Genomic DNA, 23,935 nt, shown 5'->3' with positions numbered 1-23,935 from the left:
CACCCGGCACGACTTTTAGGGAAGGGGAAGGGTAAGTCTTGTCAGAGCTGGATCCAGGCGGAGGTGTCCTGCGGCAGCTTGCCATCCTCGGTCAGCGGACCGGAGGTGAGCAGCAGCTCGCCGGCGGGCAGATCGACCGGATCGGCGCCGAAGTTGGTGATGGACGCCCAGCCGTTGGCTCGCTTGTAGGCGATCGTACCGCCGGTGAATCCGTTGGCGCCGTCGGGCTTGCCGCTGGAGCGGTCCTCGGGCAGCCATTCGATGGACAGGTCGGTGGTCTGCAGCTTGTGGCGCAGCTCAAGGACCTTGCGGTACAGATTCAGCATGGAGTCCGGATCGGCGTCCTCCACGTCGGCGGCGAAGTCCTTGTACCATGCCGGCTGCGGCAGGTGCGGCTCTTCGGTGGCGTCGGCGGGGGAGAATCCGAAGGATCCACCGGTGCCGAACTCATCGTCCGGGTTGGCGAGCTTTGGAGCGTCGGCAGCGACCCACGGCAGCGGCACGCGGCAGCCGTCGCGGCCCTTGGTGCTGGCGGCCTGGGACGTGCGGTGGCCGGACGGGTCCTCGACGCGATCCCACGGGATGTCGGCGACCTCGAACAGGCCGAGCTCCTCGCCCTGATACACGTAGGCGGATCCGGGCAGTGCCATTTCCATGAGGATGGCGGCGCGGGCGCGCTTGGTGCCGAGTTCCTTGTCCAGCGGGTAGGTGGTGCCGTCGCGCAGCACCCAGTCCTTGGCCAGCTGGTGGTATTCGCTGGTGGGGACCTGCGGCAGGCCGTAGCGGGTGGCGTGGCGGACCACGTCGTGGTTGCTCATCACCCAGGTGGCGGAGGAACCGGAGCGATCGGCGCTGGCGATGCCCTCCTCGATGGCCTGATGCATGGCGTCGCGGATCCAGTCCTTCTTGGCGAACTCGAAGTTGAAGATCTGACCCAGGTCGTCGGGGCTGGCGTACAGGTACTGGCGGTTGGGCTGTACCCAGGCCTCGGCCACGGCGAATGCCGGCGGGTTGTACTCGTTGAAGACCTTGCGCCACTCGTGGTAGATCTCGTGGACCTCATCGCGGTCGATCACCGGGTGGGAGCCGTCGTCGGGCTGGTCGGAGGTGCACCACACCACGTAGTTGTCGAGATCGTCGCGGTCGAGATCCTTGGCGAGGCCGTGTGCCACATCCACGCGGAAGCCGTCCGCGCCGTGGTCGAGCCAGAAGCGCAGGGTCTTGATGAAGTCGGCGCGCACCTCGGGGTTGTTCCAGTTCCAGTCGGGCTGTTCCTTGGTGAACATGTGCAGGTACCACTGGCCGTCGGGGACGCGGGTCCAGGCCGGGCCGCCGAAGTGGTTGTCCCAGTTGGTGGGCGGCTGGTCGCCGTTGGGGCCCTTGCCGTCGCGGAAGATGTAGCGGTCGCGCTCCGGGGAGCCGGGGGCGGCCTTCAGGGCGTCCTGGAACCAGGGGTGCAGGTTGGAGCTGTGGTTGGGGACGATATCGACGACCACCTTGATGTTGTGGGCGTGGGCCGCCTTGGCAAGCTCGTCGAAGTCGTCCATGGTGCCGAGCTTCGGGTCGACGTTGCGGTAGTCGTCAACGTCGTAGCCGCCGTCGGCAAGCTGGGAGGGGTAGAAGGGGCTGAGCCAGATGGCGTCAACGCCGAGCTTGGCGAGGTAGTCGATCTTCTCGGTCACACCGGCGATCTGACCGAGGCCGGAACCCTTGGAATCCTTGAACGAACGGGGGTAGACCTGATAGACGACGGCCTGCTTCCACCACAGAGCCGGATCGCTGAGCGCATTCTGTTCCATGAAATACTCCTTTGTTCTCATTGGTGTCAATCGAAATTGACCGCCGATGCCGTTAGCGATGTTCCAGCCGTTTGTAAAAGCGCTTGCACTTTTGATGCGCGCAGACCAACCGGTTGGTTAAAAGTCGCATGTTTGCCTGAGTTTTTCTTGTCTCCCTATTGACTAGTTAACTTTGGCGTTTTCCCATCCCCACCATTGTCGATGAGGTGTTGTGTTGGTATCAATAATAGCGTTTGCATTAACTATGTCAAAACGTTATCGGCGTGTCGAACCGGTTCGAGTTGCAAACCGTTGGAATTTCAGGAATTATGAATTATGCAAACGTTTTTATCAAAACGAGGAAAAGCGCTTGTATGTGAGCTATACTGATCATGTGAGCGTACTCATAGGACGCGTATGACCGCAATGCGGCGGACGTGTGCCTGTGGTATACATGCGGGTGGTCGGTCGTCATATGACTGCCATGTCGTCGCCCGCGAATGATCCCAAAGGCGGTAATACATATATATAAAGGAGGCGAACGATTATGGCACGAACCACGATCTCCGAGGTGGCCAAAGCCGCCGGCGTATCCGTCTCCACCGTTTCACGTGCATTGCGAGGACTTGACAAGGTCAATCCGGCCACGCGCAAGCGTGTGGAGGACGCGGCGGAAAAACTGCACTTCTCCTTCTCGAAGAGCGCGTCATCCCTCGCCAGCGGCAAGACCATGCGCGTGGGCGTGCTTCTGGCGGACCGCATCAGCGGCTGGTTCAACTCCCATGCCTTTGAAGGCGTGTACGAGGCGCTGTCCGTGCACGGATATGACGTGATCCCCTATGTGATCTGGGGGCAGGACACGCTCGACAATTTCTTCCAGACGCTACCCGGCAATCAGAATGTCGACGCGGTCATCGTATTCTCGTTCGACCTCGACGACGCCAAGAAGCAGGTGCTCAAAGAGCTCACCGTACCCGTAGTGGGACTCAACACCCCCAGCGACGACGGCTACGATGCCACCGCGCGCATCGACGACCGTGTTTCCATGTATGCGCCCGTGCGGCTGCTGCACTCGCTTGGCCACGAGAGCCTCGCCTACGTGGAGCAGCCCGAAACGTCGCCGTTCCTCAGCACATCGCGCATCCGCTCCCAGGCGTTTGTCTCGGCGTCGCGCGAACTCGGCTACGCCGACGACAAGATCATGACGATCCCCGCCATCGTCTACACCGGAATGCGCAGTCAGATGGACGTCTACTCCGGCATCGCCGCGCAGCTGGTCGGCTCACCGTCGCGTCCCACCGGCGTCTGTGTGGAGAACGATAAGGTCGCCGTTGCTTTGGTACGTGAACTAGTGCGCGTGGGCGTGCGCATCCCCGAAGACATGTCCGTCATCGGATTCGACGACGACACCCGTGCGCCGATCCTTGACATGACCACCGTGCATCAGGATCCCACCGAACTCGGCCGCGCGGCAGGCAATAAGACGCTCGCGCTCATGCGTGGCGAACGGCTGGACAACCCGTACAGCGTGGTGCCCACTTCGCTCGTACTGCGTGACACCACTGGCCCCGCCCCCACGGATGACTGAAAAATCCCGTGGTCGCGGTACGCTTACCTGTTCCGTTGATAGGGAAAGGCTGAATAATGGCATCGCATAAGGACTTCGAAACATTCGATCCCGCGGAATCGCGCATGATCTGGATCGACTGCGAAATGACCGGACTCGACATCTTCCACGACGAACTGTGCGAAGTATCCGTCGTGCCCACCGACTTCAATCTCAACGTGCTTGACGAGGGCATCGACCTCGTCATCAAGCCGTCGGACGCCGCCGTGGCGCAGATGAACGACTTCGTGCGCCACATGCACACCAGCTCCGGACTGATCGACGAATGGAACGCCAACGGTCTGCCGCTCGATGAGGCGCAGCGTCAGGTGATCGAATACGTCAGGCAGTGGCTGCCCGCCAAGGGCAAGGCCCACCTCGCCGGCAACTCCGTGGGCAGCGACAAGAAGTTCCTCGACCGCTACATGCCCGACCTGATGAGCATGCTGCACTACCGCGTGATCGACGTAAGCACCCTCAAGGAGCTGTCCCGCCGCTGGTACCCGGACGTGTACCTCAACAAGCCGGCAAAGCATGGCGGTCATCGCGCGCTCGCCGACATCATCGAATCGCTCGACGAACTGCGCTACTACCGTGAGGCGTTCTTCAAGCCGGCTCCCGGTCCGGACGCCGAGCAGGCCCGCGCCATCGCCGATGACATCGAGTCCACCAGTCTGCTGCGCAAGTATGAGGAGAATGGCAACCCGGTGGAGGATGCCAGCACTCCGGAGAAGGCGGATTACTAAAGATCCGGACTGATTGCGCTGGGTTTGGCGTGATGCTGGTGACTACCCCTCAGTCTGCTTCGCAGACAGCTCCCCTGACAAGGGGAGCTTGGAAGGGGTGGGGCTTCGCTACGGTTTCTCTGACGGGACTTAGGGGTTTGACTCCGCTGGTAGCTTCTGAACAAGGGGAGCTTGGAAGGGGTGGAGTTTTCCTGACGAGGGGAGCTTGGGATGGTTCTGAATGCCTCAAGGGGGAGGCGATAAGGGCCATAGGATGAGCTGTGGGGCGTTTGTGACGCTCAATGTTCCATGGTGTTACAAGTAGACTACAAACTAGAACGCAATCTATCCCCGTTTACATCTCGGCAAATTCCGAGAATTGTTCCGCCTCTTAAATACTGAATCAACGCAAGGGGTTGGAAACACGCGCAAATACCTTAAATTGCAATCCGTTTCTGGTATTGCATCACATCGCCGTACGCCATGATCGTCATGGTCATCGTCATCGGTGATCATCTATTCCACGTGTACTACGTTCTTGAAAGCCTCCTGCCAAAGTTCACTCGCTACTAGAGGAAGGGGGCTCACATGGAACCGCTTCTCGTGGTGCTCTCCGGACTTCCGATGACATTGCTGATCACCGTTGTCTCATTCTCGATCGGCGCGATACTCGGAATCCCCATGGCGCTTGGTCTGCGAACAGGCATAGCGCCGATCCGCTGGATCGTCCGCCTTGTCGTCGACCTGCTGCGCGGCATCCCCATGATCGTATGGCTGTTCCTGTTGAAATTCGGTCTATCCACGCCAGCATTCCGCATCACCGCATTGGAAGCCGCAATCGTTGGACTGGGACTCATCTCGGCCGGCTACCTTGCCGACATCTACCGAGGTGGATTGCAGGCCGTGCCCAAAGGACAATACGAGGCGGCCGCGGCGCTCGGCATCCCAGGCACGATATCGTTCTTCGGCGTGATCGTGCCGCAGGCGGCGCGCATCGTCAGCCCGTCCATAGCCACCTACCTGATCGGACTGCTCAAGAACTCGTCCATCGCATCCACCATAGCCGTGGCGGAAATGGTGTTCATGGCACAGGGATACGCCAAACAGAACATCAACTCCGTCGCCGGCGTACTGCCCTACGCCATCGCCGGCGTGCTCTACATCGTACTGAGCATCCCCGTGGCCATGCTGTCACGCAAACTCGACGCCAACCTGCGCAAGGCGGTGATCTGACATGACCACACAGGAACCGCTTCTGCAATTCTGGGCCGAAGGACTGCCCGGCATGATGCACGGACTGCAGATCAGCGTCGCGCTTGCCGGAGTCTCCATGATCATCGGCCTGCCGCTCGGATTGATCTTCTGCATGATGGTGATGAGCCGCAGCCGGTTCATCAGCGCACTCGGACTGGTCGTCGTGGAGATCGGACGAGGCATGCCCGCGCTGATCATCCTCTACCTCGTGTACTTCGGACTGCCCAGCTTCGGCGTACTGCTCGACAGCTTTCCCTCGGCCATCATCGCCCTGGCATGGAACTACTCGTGCTATTGCTCCGAAATCTTCCGCGCCGGCATCCAAGCCGTACCCCACGGGCAGAACGAAGCCGGAGACGCGCTCGGACTCAACGGCAACATCACCTTCTTCTACGTGATCCTGCCACAAGCGTTCCGATCCATCATCCCCGCACTGCTCGGACAGACCATCCTCCTGTTCCAGGACACATCCCTGGCCTACACCGTGGCCGTACCCGAGCTCATGAAGGAGGCGTACACCTACGGATCCACCACATTCCAATACCTGCGCGTCTTCGTGCTCGCCGGACTGTGCTACGCCGTGATCACGCTGCCCGCATCCTGGATCACCCGCTGGCTCGAACGCCGACTGGCATTGAGCTACTGAATCCGCAAATCCCGCAATCTCCCACACCGACATGCCCCAGGCCGACCTTCCCGTCGCACGCCGTCCCCAAACGCAAGGTCATCGTCGACCGGAACGACTTCCGGCCACACACAGAGAGGAACACGATCATGAAGATCACACGAGGAATGAAGCTGATGGCCGCGGCCTGCGCCGCACTGATGAGCGTCAGCGCGCTCGCCGCATGCGGCGGCGGATCGTCAAGCTCGTCCGCCGCCAAAAGCGACTGCACGCCGCTGGTGTCCAACATCACCACCATCAAGTCCGGCACGCTCACGGTGGGCGTGATCGACCAGCCGCCGTACTCCAGCTACAACGGCGGCAACCCCAAAGGCATGGACATCGACTTCATCAAGTCGATCGCCGACGCCAACTGTCTGAACGTCGAATGGCAGCAGGCCTCGTTCGCCAACGCCATGCAGGCCATCGCCTCCGGACAGATCGACACCGCCACCGGCGACATCAACGTGACCGAAAAGCGTGAACAGGTGGTCGACTTCCCGAAGTCCATCTACCTTGAGGGTGTGGGATACGCCTCCAAGAAGAGCGTGGACATCAAGACCATCGACGACATCGAATCCAAGGGCATCAAGTCCATTGGCATCGGCGACGGTTACGGCTGGCTTGAGGACATGAAGACCGTGTTCGGAGACAAGGTGAAGACCTATCCGAGCTCCGTGGAGATGAAGCAGGATCTCGAGGCCGGTCGAGTCGACATGATCATGGAAGCGTACGGCACCGCGGTCGATGAGTTCAAGGGCAACGACGACATCGTGGTGGAATACGCCAACAAGAACCCGGACAAGCGCATCAACTCGCTGGTCGAGCCCCCGGAGGTGAGCTACCCGTACACCAAGGGCAACAGCTCGCTCGGTCAGGCGTTCGACAAGGGCATCGAGAAGCTCATCAAGGACGACAAGGTCAAGCCCACACTCAAGAAGTACGGGCTGGACGAGGGACTGGCCGCTATTCGCGACAAGCAGTACGTGGTCCCGATCACGAAGTGACGGCACCGGATGGCATCCCTGATTTCCCGATGATTTCCGCGATATGAGCGGACGGTCGTCTTCGACCGCGGCCCATTTCAACGGGGTCGCTGTCGAAGATCTCCGTAGGCGTGTATCGCCGGCAAGACGGCAATCGGCAAACGTAAGAGCAAGGAGACGACAATGACACTGGCAACACTGGTCTCGCAGACGGTGTCCTCCACGGAGGGCGACGATCACAGCAAGTACATGATCGAACTGGGCGGCGTGGTCAAGTCATACAACGGCAACACGATCCTGCACGAGGTGTCGCTCAGGGTCGAACGCGGCGAGGTGTGCTCGATCATCGGTCCATCCGGCGCCGGCAAGTCCACGCTGCTGCGATGCATCAACCTATTGGAGCAGCCTGACGACGGCAACATGATGATCGACGGACAGTTCGTGGACTTCACCGAGAACCTGCCCAAGAGCGATCTCATGGCACTTCGGCGCAAATGCGGCATGGTGTTTCAGCAGTTCAACCTGTTTCCCCACATGAGCGCGCTGAAGAACGTGGTGTTTCCACAGCAGTACGTGCTGGGACGCAGCAAGGAGGAAGCCGAGGAACGTGCCATGGAACTGCTCAAGCGAGTGGGGCTCGAGGATCGTGCCGACCATAAGCCGTCTCAGTTGTCCGGCGGTCAGCAGCAGCGTGTGGCCATCGCCCGCGCGTTGGCGCTCGATCCGGCCGTGATGCTGTTCGACGAGCCGACGTCCGCGCTCGATCCCGAAGTGAGCGGCGAGGTGCTCAACGTGATGAGGGAACTGGCCGAAGGTGGCATGACCATGTGCGTGGTCACGCACGAGATGAGTTTCGCCAGGGATGTCGGCGATCATCTGGTGGTGATGGCCGATGGCGCGATCATCGACGAGGGTGATCCCAAGGAGATCATGGCGCATCCGGTGAACGAGCGGACGAAGCAGTTCCTCAGCGCCGTAGGGAGATAGCTTTTATCGTCGGCTCCCCTCGGGATCGAGGGGAGCTGTCCGCCGAAGGCGGACTGAGGGGAGCCGAAGTCTCCTCTAATCCGTCTGTCTCATATGGGTCTTCTTCGTGGCAAAAGAAGCCCCATTTTTGTACTATGTTCTAGATGTTTCTGCAGTAACTTGACGGTAACACAAGAAAATATGACGCGTAACGCGGCAAGTTCTACTCTATAAATAGAACACGTTCTAGAACAACGAATACAAAAAGTTTGTGATTGCATGAACGCGTTCCACGATAGAAAGGGGTGGATCTCATGACCGCACGTCACCATCACGTCATTCGATCCACGGAACTGTTCGCCGACGTCCCGATCCGACGAGTGGACGACATCGACGCGGCTCCGCTGACGAAGATCGAGGAATCCGGACTGGTCGGCATGGGCGGTGCCGGCTTCCCGACATTCAAGAAACTGAAGTTCGGCAAGGGTTGCACCACGGTGATCGCCAACGCGGCCGAATGCGAGCCGCTGCTCGAACACAACACCGCCAGGGCGGAGACCGACCCCGAAAAGATCCTCTCCGGACTCACCATCGCCATGCATGAGGTGGGCGCAACGCGCGGCATCGTAGCCATCAAACCCAAGAACGCCAACGCCGTGCGCAGTCTGCAGGCCGCACTCGACACCGCGGCGCACGGCGGATACGACTTCGACATCAATCCCGACATCGAGATCGTGTTCCTCAAGGACCGCTACCCGGCAGGCGACGAACGCGCCATCGTTCGCGACGTGCTCGGTACGCTGTTGCCGCCCGACGCCATCCCCAGCGCAGCCGGCGCCGTAGTCATGAACGTCGAATCGCTTATGCGCGTGCACAATGCGGTCATCGAGAATCTGGCCGTGACCACCAAGGACATCACCGTCGCCGGACACATCGAAGGCAGCGGATACGACAACGACGTCAGTCTGGTCATCTACGACGTGCCGATCGGCATCGGCGTGCGAGACGTTCTCAATGCGCTGCACATCCATCAGCCGACCGACGACGAGCAGATCATGATCGGCGGCCCGTACATGGGCAGCCTCGGCACACTCGACAGCACCGTCTCGGAAACCTGCGGCGGCATCATCATCGCCGGGCCGGAACTCGCCGACCCCGGCCCGATGGGCATCATCGTCTGCGCGTGCGGGGCAAGCGAGGAACGACTCAGAGCGATCGTGACCGCCAAAGGCGCACCATTGGTCGACGTCCGCCTCTGCAAGAACGCATGTCGTCTGGCCAACGGACGACTCAAATGCCGCAACCCCGGCATCTGTCCGGGCCAGGCGCAGAACATCATCGCACTGAAGAAGGAAGGCGCGCAAAGCGTGCTGATCTCCCACTGCACCGACTGCTCGAACACCGTGATGCAGGTGGCGCCGAAACTCGGCATGCGCGTGCACCACGCCACCGACGCGTTCATGCGCGCCGGAGACGAGCCGATCATCCGCGCCTTCCGCAAGACCGTCAAGGCCGCGTGACGGCAGTCCGTCGCGTGACGTTGATTCATCGCGTGCGTTGATTCATGCGAAGAACCCAGACGAAACCAAACACTCAACCATCGAGAAACCCCACACAGAGAAAGGAACCCCACAATGTCTCTCTCCCAGGAAACGCTTGAAGCGCACCTCAACGATCCGGCCGTGCTGTGCTGCCGCCGCCCCGCCGGGACCGTGCTCAGCGCAGCCGACTTCGAGGACCCCGCGATCTTCCCCGACCTCGTCGACTCGAACCTCATGACACTCAAGGAAGGCGGTCTGACCATCCAGCAGGCGCTCGGCGCCACGCTGATCAACGACGGTGAGGCACTGACCCAGCTCACGCCCGACCTGCTCGACGGCGTCAAGGACATCCCTTCGGCATCCGACGATGATGAATCGGACGACTCCGCCGACACTTCCGCTTCATCCGACGACGGAGGGCCAGACAGCTGCTCCTGCTGCGGAACCGCAGGGGAGATTCCCACGCCCGTGGCTCAGGCCTCAGCCGGCGGCTACGTTCACCTGCACCTCGACAAGGCCGAAGGTCTCGATCTGGTCTTCCCGGCAGGTGGAGCCGTTTCCGGCTCATGCCCGGCCGCTCCCATGACCGCCTCCCCGGCCGCATCCGTGCCGCCGGCCGAAGATGACACCCCAGCCGATCGTGTACTGCGTACCCTCGTCAAAAAAGACTATCCGGTCACCAAAGTGGTCATCGGCAGCGAGACATCCTACGCCGACGGCGTGCTCACCGTGGACGGTTCGCTGGTGGAGGCCGCCAAGAAGGCCGATCCACTGGTCAAGGACGTGGAAATGACCGTGATCAACCCCGCCGACCGCCACGTATACTCCAACACCATCATGGACGTGATCCCCGTGGCGGCCAAGGCCGAAGGCAAGCTCGGCGAAGGCGTGACCAACGTGCTCTCCGGCGCGGTATTCGTACTCACCGGCATGGACGAGGCCGGCGTACAGGTGCACGAATTCGGCTCCTGCGAAGGCTACATGGACGAGAAGATCCGCTATGGTCGCCCCGGATGCCCCGACGACAACGACATCATGATCCGTGTGGACGTGAAGATCGAAAAGGGCACCGGCATGGAACGCCGCGGACCGTTCGCCGCACACAGCGCATGCGACGTGATCGTGCACGCCTGCCGCGAGGCGATCAAGAACCTCGACGGCGTCAAGCCCATCGGCGAGGAAACCTTCAAGGACGTCAGGCGAGCCGGCCGGCCGCGCGTGGTGCTCGTCAAGGAGATCATGGGCCAGGGTGCCATGCACGACAACCTGCTCGTGCCCACCGAACCATGCGGAGTCAAGGGAGGACAGAAGAACGTGGACCTCGGCAACGTGCCCGTGGTGCTCAGCCCCAACGAAGTGCTCGACGGCGGCATCCACGCGCTCGCCTGCATCGGACCCGCCACCAAGGAGATCACCCGGCACTTCTTCCGCGAGCCGCTCGTCGAAGCATTGCAGACCGACGAGGAGCTTGACCTGACCGGCGTGGTGTTCATCGGATCCCCGCAGGTCAACGACGAGAAGACCTTCGTCTCCGAACGACTCGGTGCACTCGTCGAGGCCATGGAAGTGGATGGCGCGATCGTCACCACCGAAGGCTTCGGCAACAACCACATCGACTTCTCCGAGAACATCGCCGCCATCGGTTCCCGTGGAGTGCCGGTCGTGGGCGTCACCTTCGCCGCCTATCAGGGGCAGCTGGTCGTCGGCAACAAGTACATGGACGCGATGATCGAGCTCAACAAGGATCCGGAAGGATTCGAGAACGAGATCCTCGCCGACAACACCACCACCCCCGACGATGCGGCCCGCGCGATCCTCATGCTCAAGACCAAGATGGCCGGCATCCCGATCGAACCGCCGGAGCACAAGTGGGATGAGGCCGTGATCGAGGCCAACAAGAGGCTCGTCAAGTAGTCGAACGGTCCGGAACACATTCCGGAACAACTCCGGAACATACGGAAAGGATGCATCATGCAGGTGGAACTCAAGCCGCTCCTGCTCAAGGGAGTCATCAAGGAAGTCACCGAAGTCGGCGTGCGCATCGGCGTCAACGGACGCATGGGCGTGCTCTCGCTGCCGTTGCGACTCATCTATACGGACAAGCCGCTCGCGGTCGGGCAGGAGTGCGAGTTCTACCTCAGCTATGTCAACGTCATCTGATCCGTCGCGCATTCATCGCCAATCAACACGTCATTCACGAAACACGTCATTCACGAATCTAAGGAGCACATCATGCCTACCGCATTCAAACTGACCACGGCAAAGGGACTCAAGTCGGAGATCTACGTGCCGTGGACCCCCAAGCCCGTCTGGACGCCGCTCACCAAGCCGCTGAACCAGTGCAAGGTCGCCTTCATCACCTCCGGCGGCATCCACAAGAAGGACCAGACGCCGTTCAACACGGCCGGAGACTGGAGCTACCGTGAGATCCCGTCCGACACCCCGTCCGACCAGCTCATGGTGACCCACGGCGGATTCGACAACTCCGACATCAACAAGGACGTCAACGCCATGCTGCCGATCGACCGACTGCGCGAACTCGTCAAGGAAGGATTCATCGGCTCCCTGGTACCCACGTTCTACGGATTCATGGGCGGTGGTGGCAACGTCGACAAGTTCGAACACGTCACCGGACCGGAGATCGCCAAGAAGCTCAAGGCCGAAGGCGCCGACATCGTGCTCGCCACCGGCGGCTGCGGCACCTGCCACCGATCCTGCACGCTGGTGCTGCGCTGCTGCGAGGCGGCCGGCATGAGCACCTGCATCATCGCCGCGCTGCCGCCGATCGCACGCCAGCAGGGGGCGCCGCGCATCACCGCGCCGCTCGTGCCGATCGGATCCAACGCCGGCGAGCCGAACAACCCCCAGATGCAGATGGGCATCCTCAAGGACACGCTCAACGCCATGGAGGAGTTCGACCACTTCGGCCAGATGAAGGCGCTGCCGTACGAGTACCGTCACAACGTCTGACGGCATCCGTGCAGAATCCAGACTCGTCCGGCCAGCGAGCGCCACAGTCGACGGCCGGACGATGGTCGGTGCGACGCCGGAACCAGCCGGTGCCGCACCGACCGTATCCTCGATCCGCAATCATCGCGAACGGACAACGCAATCGAACACCCGCAACGGCAATGCGGCGGCAACGCATTTCCGGATCATCGACCCCGCCGATCGTGCAGACGGCACGGAACACGTCCAAACTATACGGTTCTATGATGGAGTCACTTCTCCATACGGGACCTGATACGAAAGGCGGAACCTGTCCATGGTACGAGACGCACGAAGCAGCATCATCGATGCCTCTTGGGAACTGTTCAAGGAGAAGGGCTACGAGAAGACCACGATCGATGACATCATCGACAAGGCCGGCATAGCCAAGGGCACGTTCTACCACCACTTCCAGGGGAAGTCGGCGCTGCTGGGGACGCTGAGCGACGTGTTCGACGAGAAGTACCGCGAACTCGACGCCACGCTCGACCCCGAGGGGCCGGTGGCCGATCAGGTGCGGTACCTCAACGTGCAGATGTTCGGATGGATCGAGCAGCATGTGCCGGTCGAGCTGCTCAGCGCCCAGCTGGCGTCGCAGCTCAACGAGCGTGGAGACCGGTCACTGGTGAATCAGGACCGCTTCTATTTCGCCATCCACCGCAGGCTCTTCGCCCGCGGACAGGAGCGCGGCGAGATCACGCGGGACTATTCCACGCACGACATCGTCCGCTTCTATGCGATGGCGGAACGATCGATGCTTTACGACTGGTGTCTGCATCAGGGATCGCAGCCGCTCGTGGGGGAGCCCACGCGGATCGTGGCGGAAGTGCTGTCGCGGTTCGTGCGGCGCATCTGAGATAACGGCGCCTGGCTGTGGGGCCTGATGGTCCTATGGCCTGATGGTCTGGTCCGGCGGCGGCCGGTCGTGGAGTGCGATCCTTCCCTCGCAACGGGGCGGGGTTCTAAGGAGAGCGCCATGAACCTGGCCGGCACCATACAATCCCCATCCAACTTCCATACCCGTACTCTGGCCGCGGCGCAGTCGGTGCTCAACGACGCCATGTTTCGCGACAGTCCGCGGCTCGTCACCGTCGAATCGCATACGCAGGGCGAGCCCACACGCATCTTGGTCAGCGGGCTCTCGGCCGTGGACGCCGAGCCCAGCGCGATCGCGGTGCGCGACAAACTCATCAACAGGTACGACGACGTACGCAGGATCCTCATGCTGGAGCCGCGCGGGCATCGCGACATGTTCGGCGCCATCCTGTTCAAGCCCACCCGGCCGGACGCCGACCTCGGGGCGGTGTTCACCGACTCGGGCGGCTACCTCAACATGTGCGGGCACGGGTCGATCGGCGTCTCCACCTTTGCCGTGGAATCCGGGCTCGTGACCGGGCGGTACGGGTCATTCGCCGAGATCGCCGACGACGACATCGACGTGCACCTCGACACCCCCGCCGGACTGATCACCGTGACCGTGCACGTGCGCGACCATCAGGTGCAGAACGCCACGCTCACCAACGTGCCCGCATTCGTGGCCAGGGACTCCGTGACGATCCACGTGGACGAGCCGGGCATCCTCGTGCGGGATGTGAAAGCCACGATCTCGTTCGGCGGCAGCTTCTTCGCGCTCGTCGATTTCGACTCGCTCGGACTCGAATACGACATCGAGGCCGCGCACTCACAGGAGATCGCCGACATCGGCATGGCGATCCTGAGGGCCGCGCGCGAGCAGATCGACGTGCGGCATCCGCTGGTGGACATCAGTGGCGTGGACCTGGTGGAGTTCGGGCAGTTCGACGTGGAGACCGGGCATTACCGCAACGGCGTGGTGTTCGGCGGCCGGCAGGTGGACCGCTCCCCATGCGGCACCGGCACCAGCGCCAAGCTCGCCGCGCTGGTGGCTCTGGGGGAGATGGGCATCGGGGAGACCCGCGTGTTCGAGTCGATCACCGGTTCGAGGTTCCTCGGATGCGCGGCCTCTCGCACCACGGTTGCCGGGCATGAGGCCGTGGTGCCGCAGATCACCGGCAAGGCGTTCATCACCGGTGTGAGCACCTTCGAACTCGACTCCACCGACATCTACCCGCGTGGTTTCCTGATGTGAGGCGGTGCGTGGACGGCACGGTAGCAGGGAGGACCGTCCGCGTCAGTCGTGTTGCAGCTAATGGTGTGCGAGACGACTGAACGCATGCAGGGAAGGGGTGACCGTTCGTTCACATTCGTCGCAACGGGTTGCCGGGTATTTGGCGGATCCGTAGCGTGCGGAACATGAACGATGAATCTCTGACGCTGAAAAATCTGACCACCATCAAGCAGCAGCGAATGCAGGTCTGCGAGGAGGCGACGAAGCGCACGAAAGGTGGGCTGGTCTTCGACCTGTGCACGTCTCTTGAGCTGCAGTCCGTGGAACTTCCAAGAGAGGATGCGCTCAACAAAGCCATCTGTCATGCTGCGGTGCTGGACGCCGATGAACGTCATGCGCTGACGGGGGTGCGGTTCCATTGCTATGCCCGTCCGTTCTCCACGGTTCTTGTGGGATATCGGTTCCGATGCGTGGCCTTGGCCGATGTGTGGATGCATTACGCGTCCATATTGTCCTTGGAGGAGCTGGTGGTGCTGGCCGATGCGCTGATGCGCCGTGATGGGAGACTGAACCGGCTCTCTCTGGATCACCTGATCCGTGAGCTGGAGGCCGCCGGCCGGTTCCGCGGCAAGAGGCGATGCCGGCAGGCGCTTCGGCTCGCTAGGGAGGGAACGGATTCCTCATGGGAGACCAGAACCCGGTTGGTCCCGATGCAGTATGGCCTGCCGTGCCCTGAAGTGAACTATCCGGTGAAAGTTGGCGGCGACAAGGGATACCGGTATCTGGACATGGCATATCCGCAATGGCGGATCGCAATCGAATATGACGGGGAGCACCACCGGTACTTCTGGAAGGAGGACAACCGGCGTCGGGAAATCCTGGAACAACAGGGATGGACGATCATCACGGTGTTCCATGAGGATCTGCGTGATGAGGAAAGCCGGGCTCGACTGGCACAACGGGTGGCGGCGCGCGTCGAACAGGTGACGGGCAGGCCCATGCCGTTGCGGTATCGGAGTCTTGAACAGCTTGCGGACGGGCGGTTATGGCGATATGAGGCGAAAAACCAGAGCTGAGTCCTTATATCCGGGAATTTTGACTTGATGGGATCCGGGTCTGACGGCTGTGATGGCTCGGGAAATGAGCAATCCTCGAGTTCTGTGTGGATTTCGCATGGTCTTCACCATCAATCCTTGAGTTCTGTGCGTTCAATTAGCTTTATACGAAGTGTGAGCCTTGAAATTCCAATGCTTCTACTTCATGTATGCGTGATTCAACGCACAGAACTCAAGGATTGATGGTATCGGACCCCTCAAATCCACACAGAACTCGAGGATTACCTGATGAGACGGGCAGGGGCGCCTCCCCTCGGGCGGGAAGACGACGCCCCCTAGAGTTTTTTGCCGTCTTCCCGCTAGGAAACAAGACGTCGGAAAACGAGGACCGGTGAGGTGCAAAGCCCTTCTCGACTCCCATCTCCCCATTGATCACAGCGACTGCTCGGTGCGGGCGATGATCTCGTCCTGCAGGGCCTTGTCCAGGTTGTTGAAGTAGTCGGAGTAGCCGGCGACGCGCACGATCAGGTCCTTGTACTGCTCCGGGTGCTTCTGCGCGTCGATCAGCGTGGCCCGGTCGATCACGTTGAACTGGATGTGATGGCCGTCCATGGCGAAGTAGCTGCGGATCAGGGCGCTCATGCCGAGGATGCCCTTCTTGCCGGCCACCACCTGCGGCGTGAACTTCTGGTTGAGCAGCGCGCCTCCGGTCTTGAGCTGATCCATCTTCGCGGCGGAGCGGATCACCGCAGTCGGGCCGTTGACGTCCGCGCCCTTTTCCGGGGCGATGCCGTCGGGCAGCGCGATGTGCTCGTGGCGGCCGTTCGGGGAGGCGATCATGGTCTGACCGAAGTACACGTGGCACGTGGTCGGCAGGAACTCCACGATGGTCTTGGAACCCTTCGGGGTCGGGCGTCCGGCCACGATCTTCTGCAGGGATCCGGACACCTCGCGCAGCACGTCGTCGGCGTAGTCGTCGTCGTTGCCGTACTTCGGGGTGTGGTTGAACACCTGGTCGAACATGTCGTCGTAGCCCTTGAAGTCGGCCTCGCACGCGGCGAGCACCTCGTCCATGGTGAAGCGCTTGTCCTCGAACACCTGCTTCTTGAACACGGTGAGCGAGTCGGTGACCGTGCCCATGCCCACGCACTGGATGTAGCTGGTGTTGTATCGGGCGCCACCGCAGTTGTAGTCCTTGGCCTTGGCGATGCAGTCGTCGGTGATCACGGACAGCAGCGGCACGGGCATGGTGTCCATGAACAGGCGCTCGATGAAGTTGTTGCCCGCCACCTTGATGTCGGCGACGTACTTGAGCTCCTTCTCGAACGCGGCGTACAGTTCGTCGAAGCTCGTGAAGTCGCGCGGATCGCCGCAGTCGATGCCGATCTGCTTGCCGGTGTAGTGGTCGTAGCCTCGGTACATCACCAGTTCGAGCACCTTCGGCACGTTCAGGTAGCCGGTGAGCACGTACGCTTCCTTGCCTGCAGTGCCGGTCTCCACGCAGCCGGACGCGATGCCGGATTCACGGGCGTCGTCGAGCGACTTGCCCATGTTCAGCAGCTCCTGGATGATGGCGTCAGAGTTGTAGAACGCCGGCTGGCCCCATCCCTTGCGGCTGATCTTCACGGCCTCGTGCAGGAAGTGCTCCGGGGTCTTGCGGCTGATCTGCACGTTGGAGCTCGGCTGCAGCAGCTTCATCTCGTCCATGACCTCGAGGATCAGGTAGCTCACGTCGCTCACGCCGCAGGTGCCGTCCGGGCGCAGCGCGCCGGTGTTGAAGTTGCAGAAGTCGGTGTAGGTGGCCGACTCCTTGAGCGTGATGCCCACCTTCGGCGGCGCCGGCTGGTTGTTGAACTTCACCCACAGGCACTCCAGGTATTCGCGCGCTTGCTCGCGGGTGAGCGTGCCGGCCGCGATCTCCCTGTTGTAGAAGGGCTCGAGGTGCTGGTCGAACTTGCCGGGGGAGTAGGAGTCCCAGTTGTTCATCTCGCTGGTGACGCCGATGTGCGTGAACCAGTACATCTGGATCGCCTCGCGGAAGGTGCGCGGCGCGTGGGCGGGCACGCGGTCGCACACCTCGGCGATCTGCTCGAGCTCCTCGCGGCGCACCGGGTCGTCGCATTCGGCGGCCTTCTCGCGCGCGAGCGCCGCATAACGCCGGCCGAGGATGATCATGCCCTCGCACACCAGACGCATGCCCTTGAGCTCGTTCTCCTTGTGCTCGGCCTCCATGTCGTTGTTGTAGTCGATCTTCGCCAGCTCGTCGTCGATGCGCTTCATGAAGTCCGCGTAGCCGGTGTGGTAGATCTTGCCGTCGGCGACCGTGTGGCCGGGGCCGCGCTGCGCCATGAACTCGGTGAACATGCCGCCTTCGAACAGCAGATGCCACTCCTCGGGCAGAGCGTTCATCATCTTGGTCATCGTGGCGCGATCCTTCCAGAACGGGATGATCACGTCGCGCTGGATCTCCTTCTGCTCCTCGGTGACGGAGAACGACACGTGCTCGCGGTTGTTCATGTTGTCGAAGTCCTGCAGGCTGTGGCAGCACAGTTCGGGGAACGTGGGGGAGGACTGCGGGCCCACGCCCTTCTCGCCCACGATCAGCTCGTCGTCGCCCAGGTACAGGGTGCGGCGCTCCATGAGCGTCTTGAAGAAGAGTCCGCGCAGCACGGGCGTGGGCACCTTGCCCTCGTACTGCTTGTAGACGTCGGTTTCGATGAGGGCTCGCTCGAGCGAGATGCTCGGATGCGTGGTCTCGCTTTGCTCGCGCAGACGCTTGGTGCGCATGGTTGAGCCGCGCTTTTCGCTCCAGTCGATGCCGGTGGTGGTGTCGGTCGGCGTGATGGTTGCAGTGGTCATGATGATCCTTACGTGTGATTACGACGTGCGTTGTGCAATGCTGTTCCCGCCGCGTTGTCGTGCTGTCGCACGGGCGGGAGCGGCATTGCGTTTGCCGTGAATGAATGAACGATGCAATGTCCGGGATTCCTGACCGCAGACGGCGACGGACGATATGACTGCGGACAGTGAAGGGAGTGGACGAGAATTCCGACTGGCATGTCGCCGCGATGATGTGATGATGCGGTTCGGCGCAGCCGGTGGAAAGATCGAAGAAAGATCGGGAATCGTCGCGCTTCCGCGCGCGAACGATGCGAGATTATTTGAGAATGGTTTCGGCGCCGCTGCGCGCACCGGGATGGGCCTTGCTGCGCTTGCGCGAATACAGCACGTTGCTGTTGACGACGTTGCTGTTGGCGTGAATGCGGGTGATCGCGTGGCATGGACCGGATTCGGGGCGCACGTAGGAGTGCGCGTTCATGGATTCATGGATCGTCGAATCGTTCATGATGTGCCTCCTTTCGTGGGATCGTCGCCGCCGTTGTTGGTCGTCGGTGATTGTTGATTGATTGAATTTGCCTGACTGGTTTTCCGCGCCGTCGCCGCCATCATAGCGCGGTGCGATGTCGCCGTATGTGTCCGGCGACGCTTTCATGTTACAGTCCTGCAACATGTTCGCCGTCGTGACGGCGGGTGCCTATGGCTTGTCTCGTCTGCCATGGGTGACGCCTATGAGGTGAGCCTTGCGGATGGATGGGCCGCGCGTGACCGGTCGGACGATTCAGCCGCCGATGGTCACGTTGTCGTAAAACTTCTCGATCTCGGACTTGACCTCCTGCATCTGCTCGTCCTTCGGCACTTCGAAGTAGATCGCCTTGCGGCCGAGCTTGGCGTACTTGTCCATGCCGAACTTGTGGTAGGGCAGGATGTCGACCTGCTCGACGGGGATGTTGTTCGTGCGCAGCCACAGCATGGTGCGTTCGATCATGTCCTTGCCGGTGTTGATGCCGGGCAGCATGATGAGCCGCAGGAAGATACGTGCGTTATTCTCCGCCAGAATCTTGAGGTTCTTGAGTACCAGATGGTTCGAGCCGCCCGTGTATCGCTTGTGCAGGTCGTCGTCGATGAACTTGAGATCGTAGAGGAAGAAGTCGGCGTAGTCGCACATCTCCTCCACGGTTCTGCTCGCCGCTACGCCGCACGTGTCGATGCCGATGCTGATCTCCTGTTCGTCAAGTCGACGAACGAACTCCATGATGTAGTCGTGGTCCATGGCCAGCACCTCGCCGCCGGAGAGCGTGACGCCGCCGCCGGACTGGTCGTAGATCATGTGATCCTTGAGCACGTCCTTCATCAGCTCGTCGATGGTGTACTGTTTGCCCACGTGCTCGATCTTTCCGTCCTTGTCGGTCATGATCTCCGGGGTGAACAGCTGGCTTTCCGGGTTGTGACACCATTCGCAGCGCAGCGGGCAGCCTTTGAAGAACACGGTGGTGCGTACGCCGGGGCCGTCGTGCGTGGAGAAGTGCTGGATGTTGAACACGTAGGGTGTTCTGCCGCTCATCGATGGAACCTCCTTTCGATGTCGTCGTGTGTGACGTCGTGTTGCGGCAGTGCCGTCGCGACGTCGTTCCGACTTCGGAATCGTGCGGGATCGTGTTGACGCGTGGGATCGCGTGAGCCGCCGACGATCTGGTCGGAATTGTCATCAAGGATAGGTGCGGATGCGCTCGCCGACATGTCGTCGACACGACGGGCGAAACCGCATGTAAGCAAGTTCACGAAAGCGCGAAGGAAGGGATTATGCGAGCCATAGCATCGGCCTTGATGGGGCATGTGGTTTGGGTGTTTGACCGTGGGCTTGATGTTCGGGAACAGTGGTGGCTTGCCGTGGCCTCGTCTCTGCTGGCGATCGATGGGTCAGGTGTTCGGGAGCGGAGATGTTTCGCTTCGTTCTGCGATTCGCGGGCTTACAATACGTGTGATCGGGGTATGCGCGATGGCTTGCGCATGCCGGTGGGTGCGTGGCGCAAGGCGTGATGAAATGCGTCGCGCGTCGGTCATGCAGCCGTTAGGAGGGCATCATGAGTGGTTTCTTCGGGTCGAGCAGTCGCAGAAGGTATCCGAATCGGTATCAGGGGCGCAAGTACTACAGGAAGAAGGGACTGTTCGGCATGTTCGGCAGCATGTCGAGTTCCGACGCGGGGTACGTGACCTATCCGCAGCAGTATCCGGCGCAAGGGTATCCCCAGTATCCTCAGGGGTATCAGCCGTATCCGCAGGGACAGCAGCCTCAGTATCCGGCGCAGGGGCATTCGCAGCAGGTGCCTCAGGTCTCGCAGCCGTCACGGCAGGCGAGTCTGCCGGCCGCCGGTTCGGGGACTGGCGCGGGTACGGGCGCTGGCGCGGCGGCTGGTTCCGCCGCAGGTCTTACCTGTTCGAAGTGCGGCACGGTGGTTCCCGCCGGTTCCAAGTTCTGCCTCGGATGCGGTGCGAAGATGACGGCGAACGCCACGTTCTGCGGCAATTGCGGCAAGCCGCTGAGTCCGGGCGCCAAGTTCTGCATGGAATGCGGGGCTCCGGCGCAGCGGTGAGATTGGCGCCGCGGCTTTTCTGCGGCTTTCACGGATCCGTGGACGTTTGCGGTGACGCCGCCGTGCTGCTGTGCGGCTGCTTTCGGAGCCTTCATGGCCTTGATGAATGGCGGTGTGCCTATCGGCATGGCTGAGACGGGCGAGTACGGCTACACGGGCGGCAGGTGTGATTATTGGACGTCTAACGCGATGCCGGTTGTGGAAAAGATGATGCGGCTGTGTACGAAGGAATCGGGGGGATTGCCATTGTGAAGAAGTTCTTTTCATTCTTCCGATTCCCTCGAGCCTCCAAGGTTGTGCGTCTCCTGTCCGGAATGTTCTGCACGATGGCCGACATCTTCGACGCCGTGCTGTTCCGCATGTTGGTACCTGTTTCGACTGGAAGACGCGGAAGCGCCATAATCGGCGGATACCGGGTGACCGGGCGTTTGGGTGGCGGACGGTACGGCATGTGCCTGCAGGCCGAGGATTCCGAGGGGCGCCGTGTGGTACTCAAGCGGTTTCGACGCGGAATGTGGAAGCGCAATGCGGTCGGCAACCACTATGAGGCGGTGATCCTCTCCGGGCTGTCGCATCCCGCAGTCCCGGAGCTGCTGGGCGTGATCAACGACCGCAGTGGCTACTATTTCGTGCTGTCCCAGCAACCGGGGATCACGCTCAAAAGCTGGCTGTTCGACCGACGCAAGTCGTTCTCCCGTGCCGAGATCTACCGCATTGGCACCCAACTGTTCAATGTGCTGGTCTACCTGCATTCGCGCAGCGTGATCCACGGCGACATCAGCCTGTCGAACGTGATGGACGACGGGAAGCATGCATCGCTGATCGACTTTGGCTTGGCGCGGTACATGTCGGCGCGACCGGAGTCTGGGCGGGCGGAGTCCGATGCCCATGCTTCGGGAACCGGACCGCAATCGAGGCCGGGTGGTTCTCACGAGCCGGAGACTGCCGTGATTCCGGATTGCGGCGGGATCGATCTTGACCATGCGCGGCTGGCCGACGTGCTGCTCTATCTCATGTATTCATGCGACGCGTTGACGCGGCAGCCCGGGAAGGTGCGCGGCGGAAGTTGGGAGCTTGGAGAGCGCACCGCAAAAAATGCGGCGTGGTATGACGAATTGGCGCTGACCGCCGACCAGCTTGGTTGCATGAAACGGCTCATTGGTTTAGCGCGTCCCTACGCGAGCACCACTGAAGCTTCGGAGGCGTTCCGCACGGTGTTCGCCGATTGGCAATGATGACTGAAAATCTCGACGGGGATGCGCGGCGAGAAGGACTAGGTGCCTAGGTGAGGCGCGATGGCCTATACGGCCTCGATCGGGTTCGTACGGACTTCGTGAAGCCATAATACTGCGCTATCCCTCGATTTGGAGGTCCTTCGTCGAGTCTGCAGAAAGCTAATCACCGATTTGGAGGTTCTTGCGATTCAAGAGGATGTGCCAAGAGCGTCAATATTCCAGAGCTTTCGTGAAAAGCATTGTTTTTCTTGACGGATATAGGCGTGTTACGGCGAAATCGGAGGGAGCGGCTACTTTGCGAAGAACCTCCAAAACGGGAGATAGAACATCGCACGGTGGCAAAAGGACCTCCACATGAGGGGATAGGACGGAATTGTCTGCGTATTCTTGGCATATGCGGCGGAAGACGCCTCAAGCCAGGAAAGAAGGCAAGGCGTTCGGCCGGACAATGGGGACATGTGGGTTGTCGACCGTAAAACCATGGCGTGCGACGGAACGGAGCAATGATGGCAACAAGCGCAACTGATCGGTTGAAGGTGACGGTGGCCCAGTTCACCGTGGCTTGCGAGCCAGAGAGGAATCTCGAGATCATTGATGACCTGGCAGCGAAAGCGGCTGCACAGGGTGCGAGGTTGCTGGTGCTGCCGGAGGGACTAATTGCCCGCGATGGCGATGACGACGCCTTCGCCGCCGCGCACGCCCAACCATTGGATGGGCCGTTTGTACAGGGGTTGCGCCGGATCAGCGCCAACCGAGGCATTACGCTGATGGGAACAGTGCATATCGCCGGGGATCCGGATGATGCCGACCCAGACGAGGTAGGCAATGTCTCCGGGAATACGGTCGTGGTGAGTGAAAACCACATGGCAAACGGGCCGGCGCCGGAGAAACCGGAGAAAGAGCGGGCTGAAACTGGCTCTGCCGGACAAGAACCGGCGGTCGGCCGAGGCTCCCGGGTCTCCAACATGTTCTTGGTGATCCGCGATGGCGGGATCGCCGCCTCCTACCGCAAGCTGCACCTTTATGACGCGTTCTCGGCGTGGGAATCCGATGTGGTGCGTCCCGGAAACGAACTGCCGCCGATCGTGGACATTGATGGATGGAAGATCGGCGTGATGACCTGCTACGACGTGCGCTTCCCCGAAACCGCGCGCTCGCTGGCCGTGCGGGGCGCGGATGCGATCGTGGTAAGCGCCGCATGGGTGCGGGGTCCCGCGAAGGAGTACCACTGGGCGCTGATGACCGCGGCCAGGGCCGTGGAGAACACCTGCTACGTGCTGGCCTGCAGCGAGGTGAGCAAACGCAACATCGGATGCAGCCGTATCATCGGCCCCTTGGGCGAGGTGATCGCGCGGGCTGGGAATTCGAGCGCGGAGATGATCACCGCCACGTTGGACCGAACCGTGCTTGTCGAAGCCCGCCGCTCCCTCCCCGTCCTGGAGAACCGTCGCTTCGCGGACCCGCAGCTGCGGTAATCGGGGCAGAGAGACAACGGCGGAGCGGGACATGTGTCGGTAGTCCGAGCGAATACGGCAAAAGGGCAGCGATCAGCAAGACCCCACGGTTCCATATTGCTCCCGCGATCGTCTATCGGCACTTCCCTAGGCATTTGATAGGCC

Annotated in this window: 20 protein-coding genes; 16 read left to right on the top strand and 4 right to left on the bottom strand. The window is 61.3% G+C overall.

Annotated elements, in window-relative coordinates; translation table 11 throughout:
• Nucleotides 1-41: 41 nt before the first annotated feature.
• The gene (locus D2E23_RS03335; RefSeq protein WP_126029575.1) at nt 42-1,799 is read right to left on the bottom strand and encodes a glycoside hydrolase family 13 protein; all 1,758 of its coding nucleotides are present in this window, start codon (nt 1,797-1,799) and stop codon (nt 42-44) included.
• A gap of 526 nt (nt 1,800-2,325) precedes the next feature.
• On the opposite strand from D2E23_RS03335, the gene D2E23_RS03330 reads away from it, so the two are divergent.
• The 13 genes from D2E23_RS03330 (at nt 2,326) to D2E23_RS03270 (ending at nt 15,670) form a co-directional block, all read left to right on the top strand.
• Entirely contained in the window at nt 2,326-3,366 is a 1,041-nt protein-coding gene (locus D2E23_RS03330) for a LacI family DNA-binding transcriptional regulator (RefSeq protein WP_126029574.1), read from the top strand.
• A gap of 56 nt (nt 3,367-3,422) precedes the next feature.
• Entirely contained in the window at nt 3,423-4,130 is a 708-nt protein-coding gene (gene orn / locus D2E23_RS03325) for an oligoribonuclease (RefSeq protein ID WP_126029573.1), read from the top strand.
• 567 nt (nt 4,131-4,697) lie between these two features.
• Nucleotides 4,698-5,342: an amino acid ABC transporter permease gene (locus D2E23_RS03320; protein ID WP_126029572.1), complete on the top strand. Its 645-nt coding sequence runs from the start codon at nt 4,698-4,700 to the stop codon at nt 5,340-5,342.
• A gap of 1 nt (nt 5,343) precedes the next feature.
• Entirely contained in the window at nt 5,344-6,009 is a 666-nt protein-coding gene (locus D2E23_RS03315; RefSeq protein ID WP_126029571.1) for an amino acid ABC transporter permease, read from the top strand.
• A 128-nt stretch (nt 6,010-6,137) separates the two neighbouring features.
• Nucleotides 6,138-7,034, top strand: a complete 897-nt coding sequence (locus D2E23_RS03310; RefSeq protein WP_126029570.1) for a substrate-binding periplasmic protein — start codon at nt 6,138-6,140, stop codon at nt 7,032-7,034.
• Between the two features lie 162 nt (nt 7,035-7,196).
• Nucleotides 7,197-8,000 carry an amino acid ABC transporter ATP-binding protein gene (locus tag D2E23_RS03305; RefSeq protein WP_338142176.1) on the top strand — a complete coding sequence of 268 codons (804 nt, stop codon included), beginning with the start codon at nt 7,197-7,199 and terminating at the stop codon, nt 7,998-8,000.
• A gap of 293 nt (nt 8,001-8,293) precedes the next feature.
• Nucleotides 8,294-9,499 (top strand): proline reductase-associated electron transfer protein PrdC, encoded by a 1,206-nt coding sequence (locus tag D2E23_RS03300; RefSeq protein ID WP_126029569.1) that lies wholly within the window; start codon nt 8,294-8,296, stop codon nt 9,497-9,499.
• 114 nt (nt 9,500-9,613) lie between these two features.
• Complete coding sequence (gene prdA, locus D2E23_RS03295) at nt 9,614-11,434, top strand: D-proline reductase (dithiol) proprotein PrdA (protein WP_126029568.1); 1,821 nt, start codon at nt 9,614-9,616, stop codon at nt 11,432-11,434.
• Between the two features lie 57 nt (nt 11,435-11,491).
• Complete coding sequence (locus D2E23_RS03290; protein WP_094662943.1) at nt 11,492-11,680, top strand: CBO2463/CBO2479 domain-containing protein; 189 nt, start codon at nt 11,492-11,494, stop codon at nt 11,678-11,680.
• A 72-nt stretch (nt 11,681-11,752) separates the two neighbouring features.
• A complete protein-coding gene (prdB, locus tag D2E23_RS03285; RefSeq protein ID WP_126029567.1) occupies nt 11,753-12,490 on the top strand; it encodes a D-proline reductase (dithiol) protein PrdB in 738 nt (245 codons plus the stop codon).
• A gap of 295 nt (nt 12,491-12,785) precedes the next feature.
• Nucleotides 12,786-13,364 (top strand): TetR/AcrR family transcriptional regulator, encoded by a 579-nt coding sequence (locus D2E23_RS03280; RefSeq protein ID WP_093959828.1) that lies wholly within the window; start codon nt 12,786-12,788, stop codon nt 13,362-13,364.
• 120 nt (nt 13,365-13,484) lie between these two features.
• Nucleotides 13,485-14,615 carry a proline racemase family protein gene (locus tag D2E23_RS03275; protein ID WP_126029566.1) on the top strand — a complete coding sequence of 377 codons (1,131 nt, stop codon included), beginning with the start codon at nt 13,485-13,487 and terminating at the stop codon, nt 14,613-14,615.
• Between the two features lie 164 nt (nt 14,616-14,779).
• On the top strand, nt 14,780-15,670 hold the full coding sequence (locus D2E23_RS03270; protein WP_126029565.1) for a DUF559 domain-containing protein: 891 nt from the start codon (nt 14,780-14,782) through the stop codon (nt 15,668-15,670).
• Between the two features lie 411 nt (nt 15,671-16,081).
• Here the strand turns inward: D2E23_RS03270 and hypD are convergent, their stop codons facing one another.
• The 3 genes from hypD to D2E23_RS03255 all read right to left on the bottom strand — a co-directional run bounded on the left by hypD (nt 16,082) and on the right by D2E23_RS03255 (nt 20,051).
• Nucleotides 16,082-18,508, bottom strand: coding sequence for a trans-4-hydroxy-L-proline dehydratase (gene hypD, locus D2E23_RS03265; RefSeq protein ID WP_126029564.1), 2,427 nt, complete (start codon nt 18,506-18,508; stop codon nt 16,082-16,084).
• Nucleotides 18,509-18,806: 298 nt separating this feature from the next.
• Nucleotides 18,807-18,995, bottom strand: coding sequence for a hypothetical protein (locus D2E23_RS03260; protein ID WP_126029563.1), 189 nt, complete (start codon nt 18,993-18,995; stop codon nt 18,807-18,809).
• A gap of 273 nt (nt 18,996-19,268) precedes the next feature.
• The gene (locus D2E23_RS03255) at nt 19,269-20,051 is read right to left on the bottom strand and encodes a glycyl-radical enzyme activating protein (RefSeq protein WP_126029562.1); all 783 of its coding nucleotides are present in this window, start codon (nt 20,049-20,051) and stop codon (nt 19,269-19,271) included.
• A gap of 520 nt (nt 20,052-20,571) precedes the next feature.
• On the opposite strand from D2E23_RS03255, the gene D2E23_RS03250 reads away from it, so the two are divergent.
• From D2E23_RS03250 to D2E23_RS03240, 3 genes are all read left to right on the top strand, one after another.
• Nucleotides 20,572-21,081, top strand: coding sequence for a zinc ribbon domain-containing protein (locus tag D2E23_RS03250; RefSeq protein ID WP_126029561.1), 510 nt, complete (start codon nt 20,572-20,574; stop codon nt 21,079-21,081).
• A gap of 218 nt (nt 21,082-21,299) precedes the next feature.
• Complete coding sequence (locus D2E23_RS03245; RefSeq protein WP_126029560.1) at nt 21,300-22,316, top strand: protein kinase family protein; 1,017 nt, start codon at nt 21,300-21,302, stop codon at nt 22,314-22,316.
• Between the two features lie 503 nt (nt 22,317-22,819).
• Entirely contained in the window at nt 22,820-23,791 is a 972-nt protein-coding gene (locus D2E23_RS03240; protein WP_241227190.1) for a nitrilase-related carbon-nitrogen hydrolase, read from the top strand.
• Nucleotides 23,792-23,935: the final 144 nt, after the last annotated feature.

Source organism: Bifidobacterium callimiconis (genome assembly GCF_003952005.1).
GTDB lineage: Bacteria > Actinomycetota > Actinomycetes > Actinomycetales > Bifidobacteriaceae > Galliscardovia > Galliscardovia callimiconis.
This window is presented reverse-complemented; position numbering and strand designations above follow the sequence as displayed.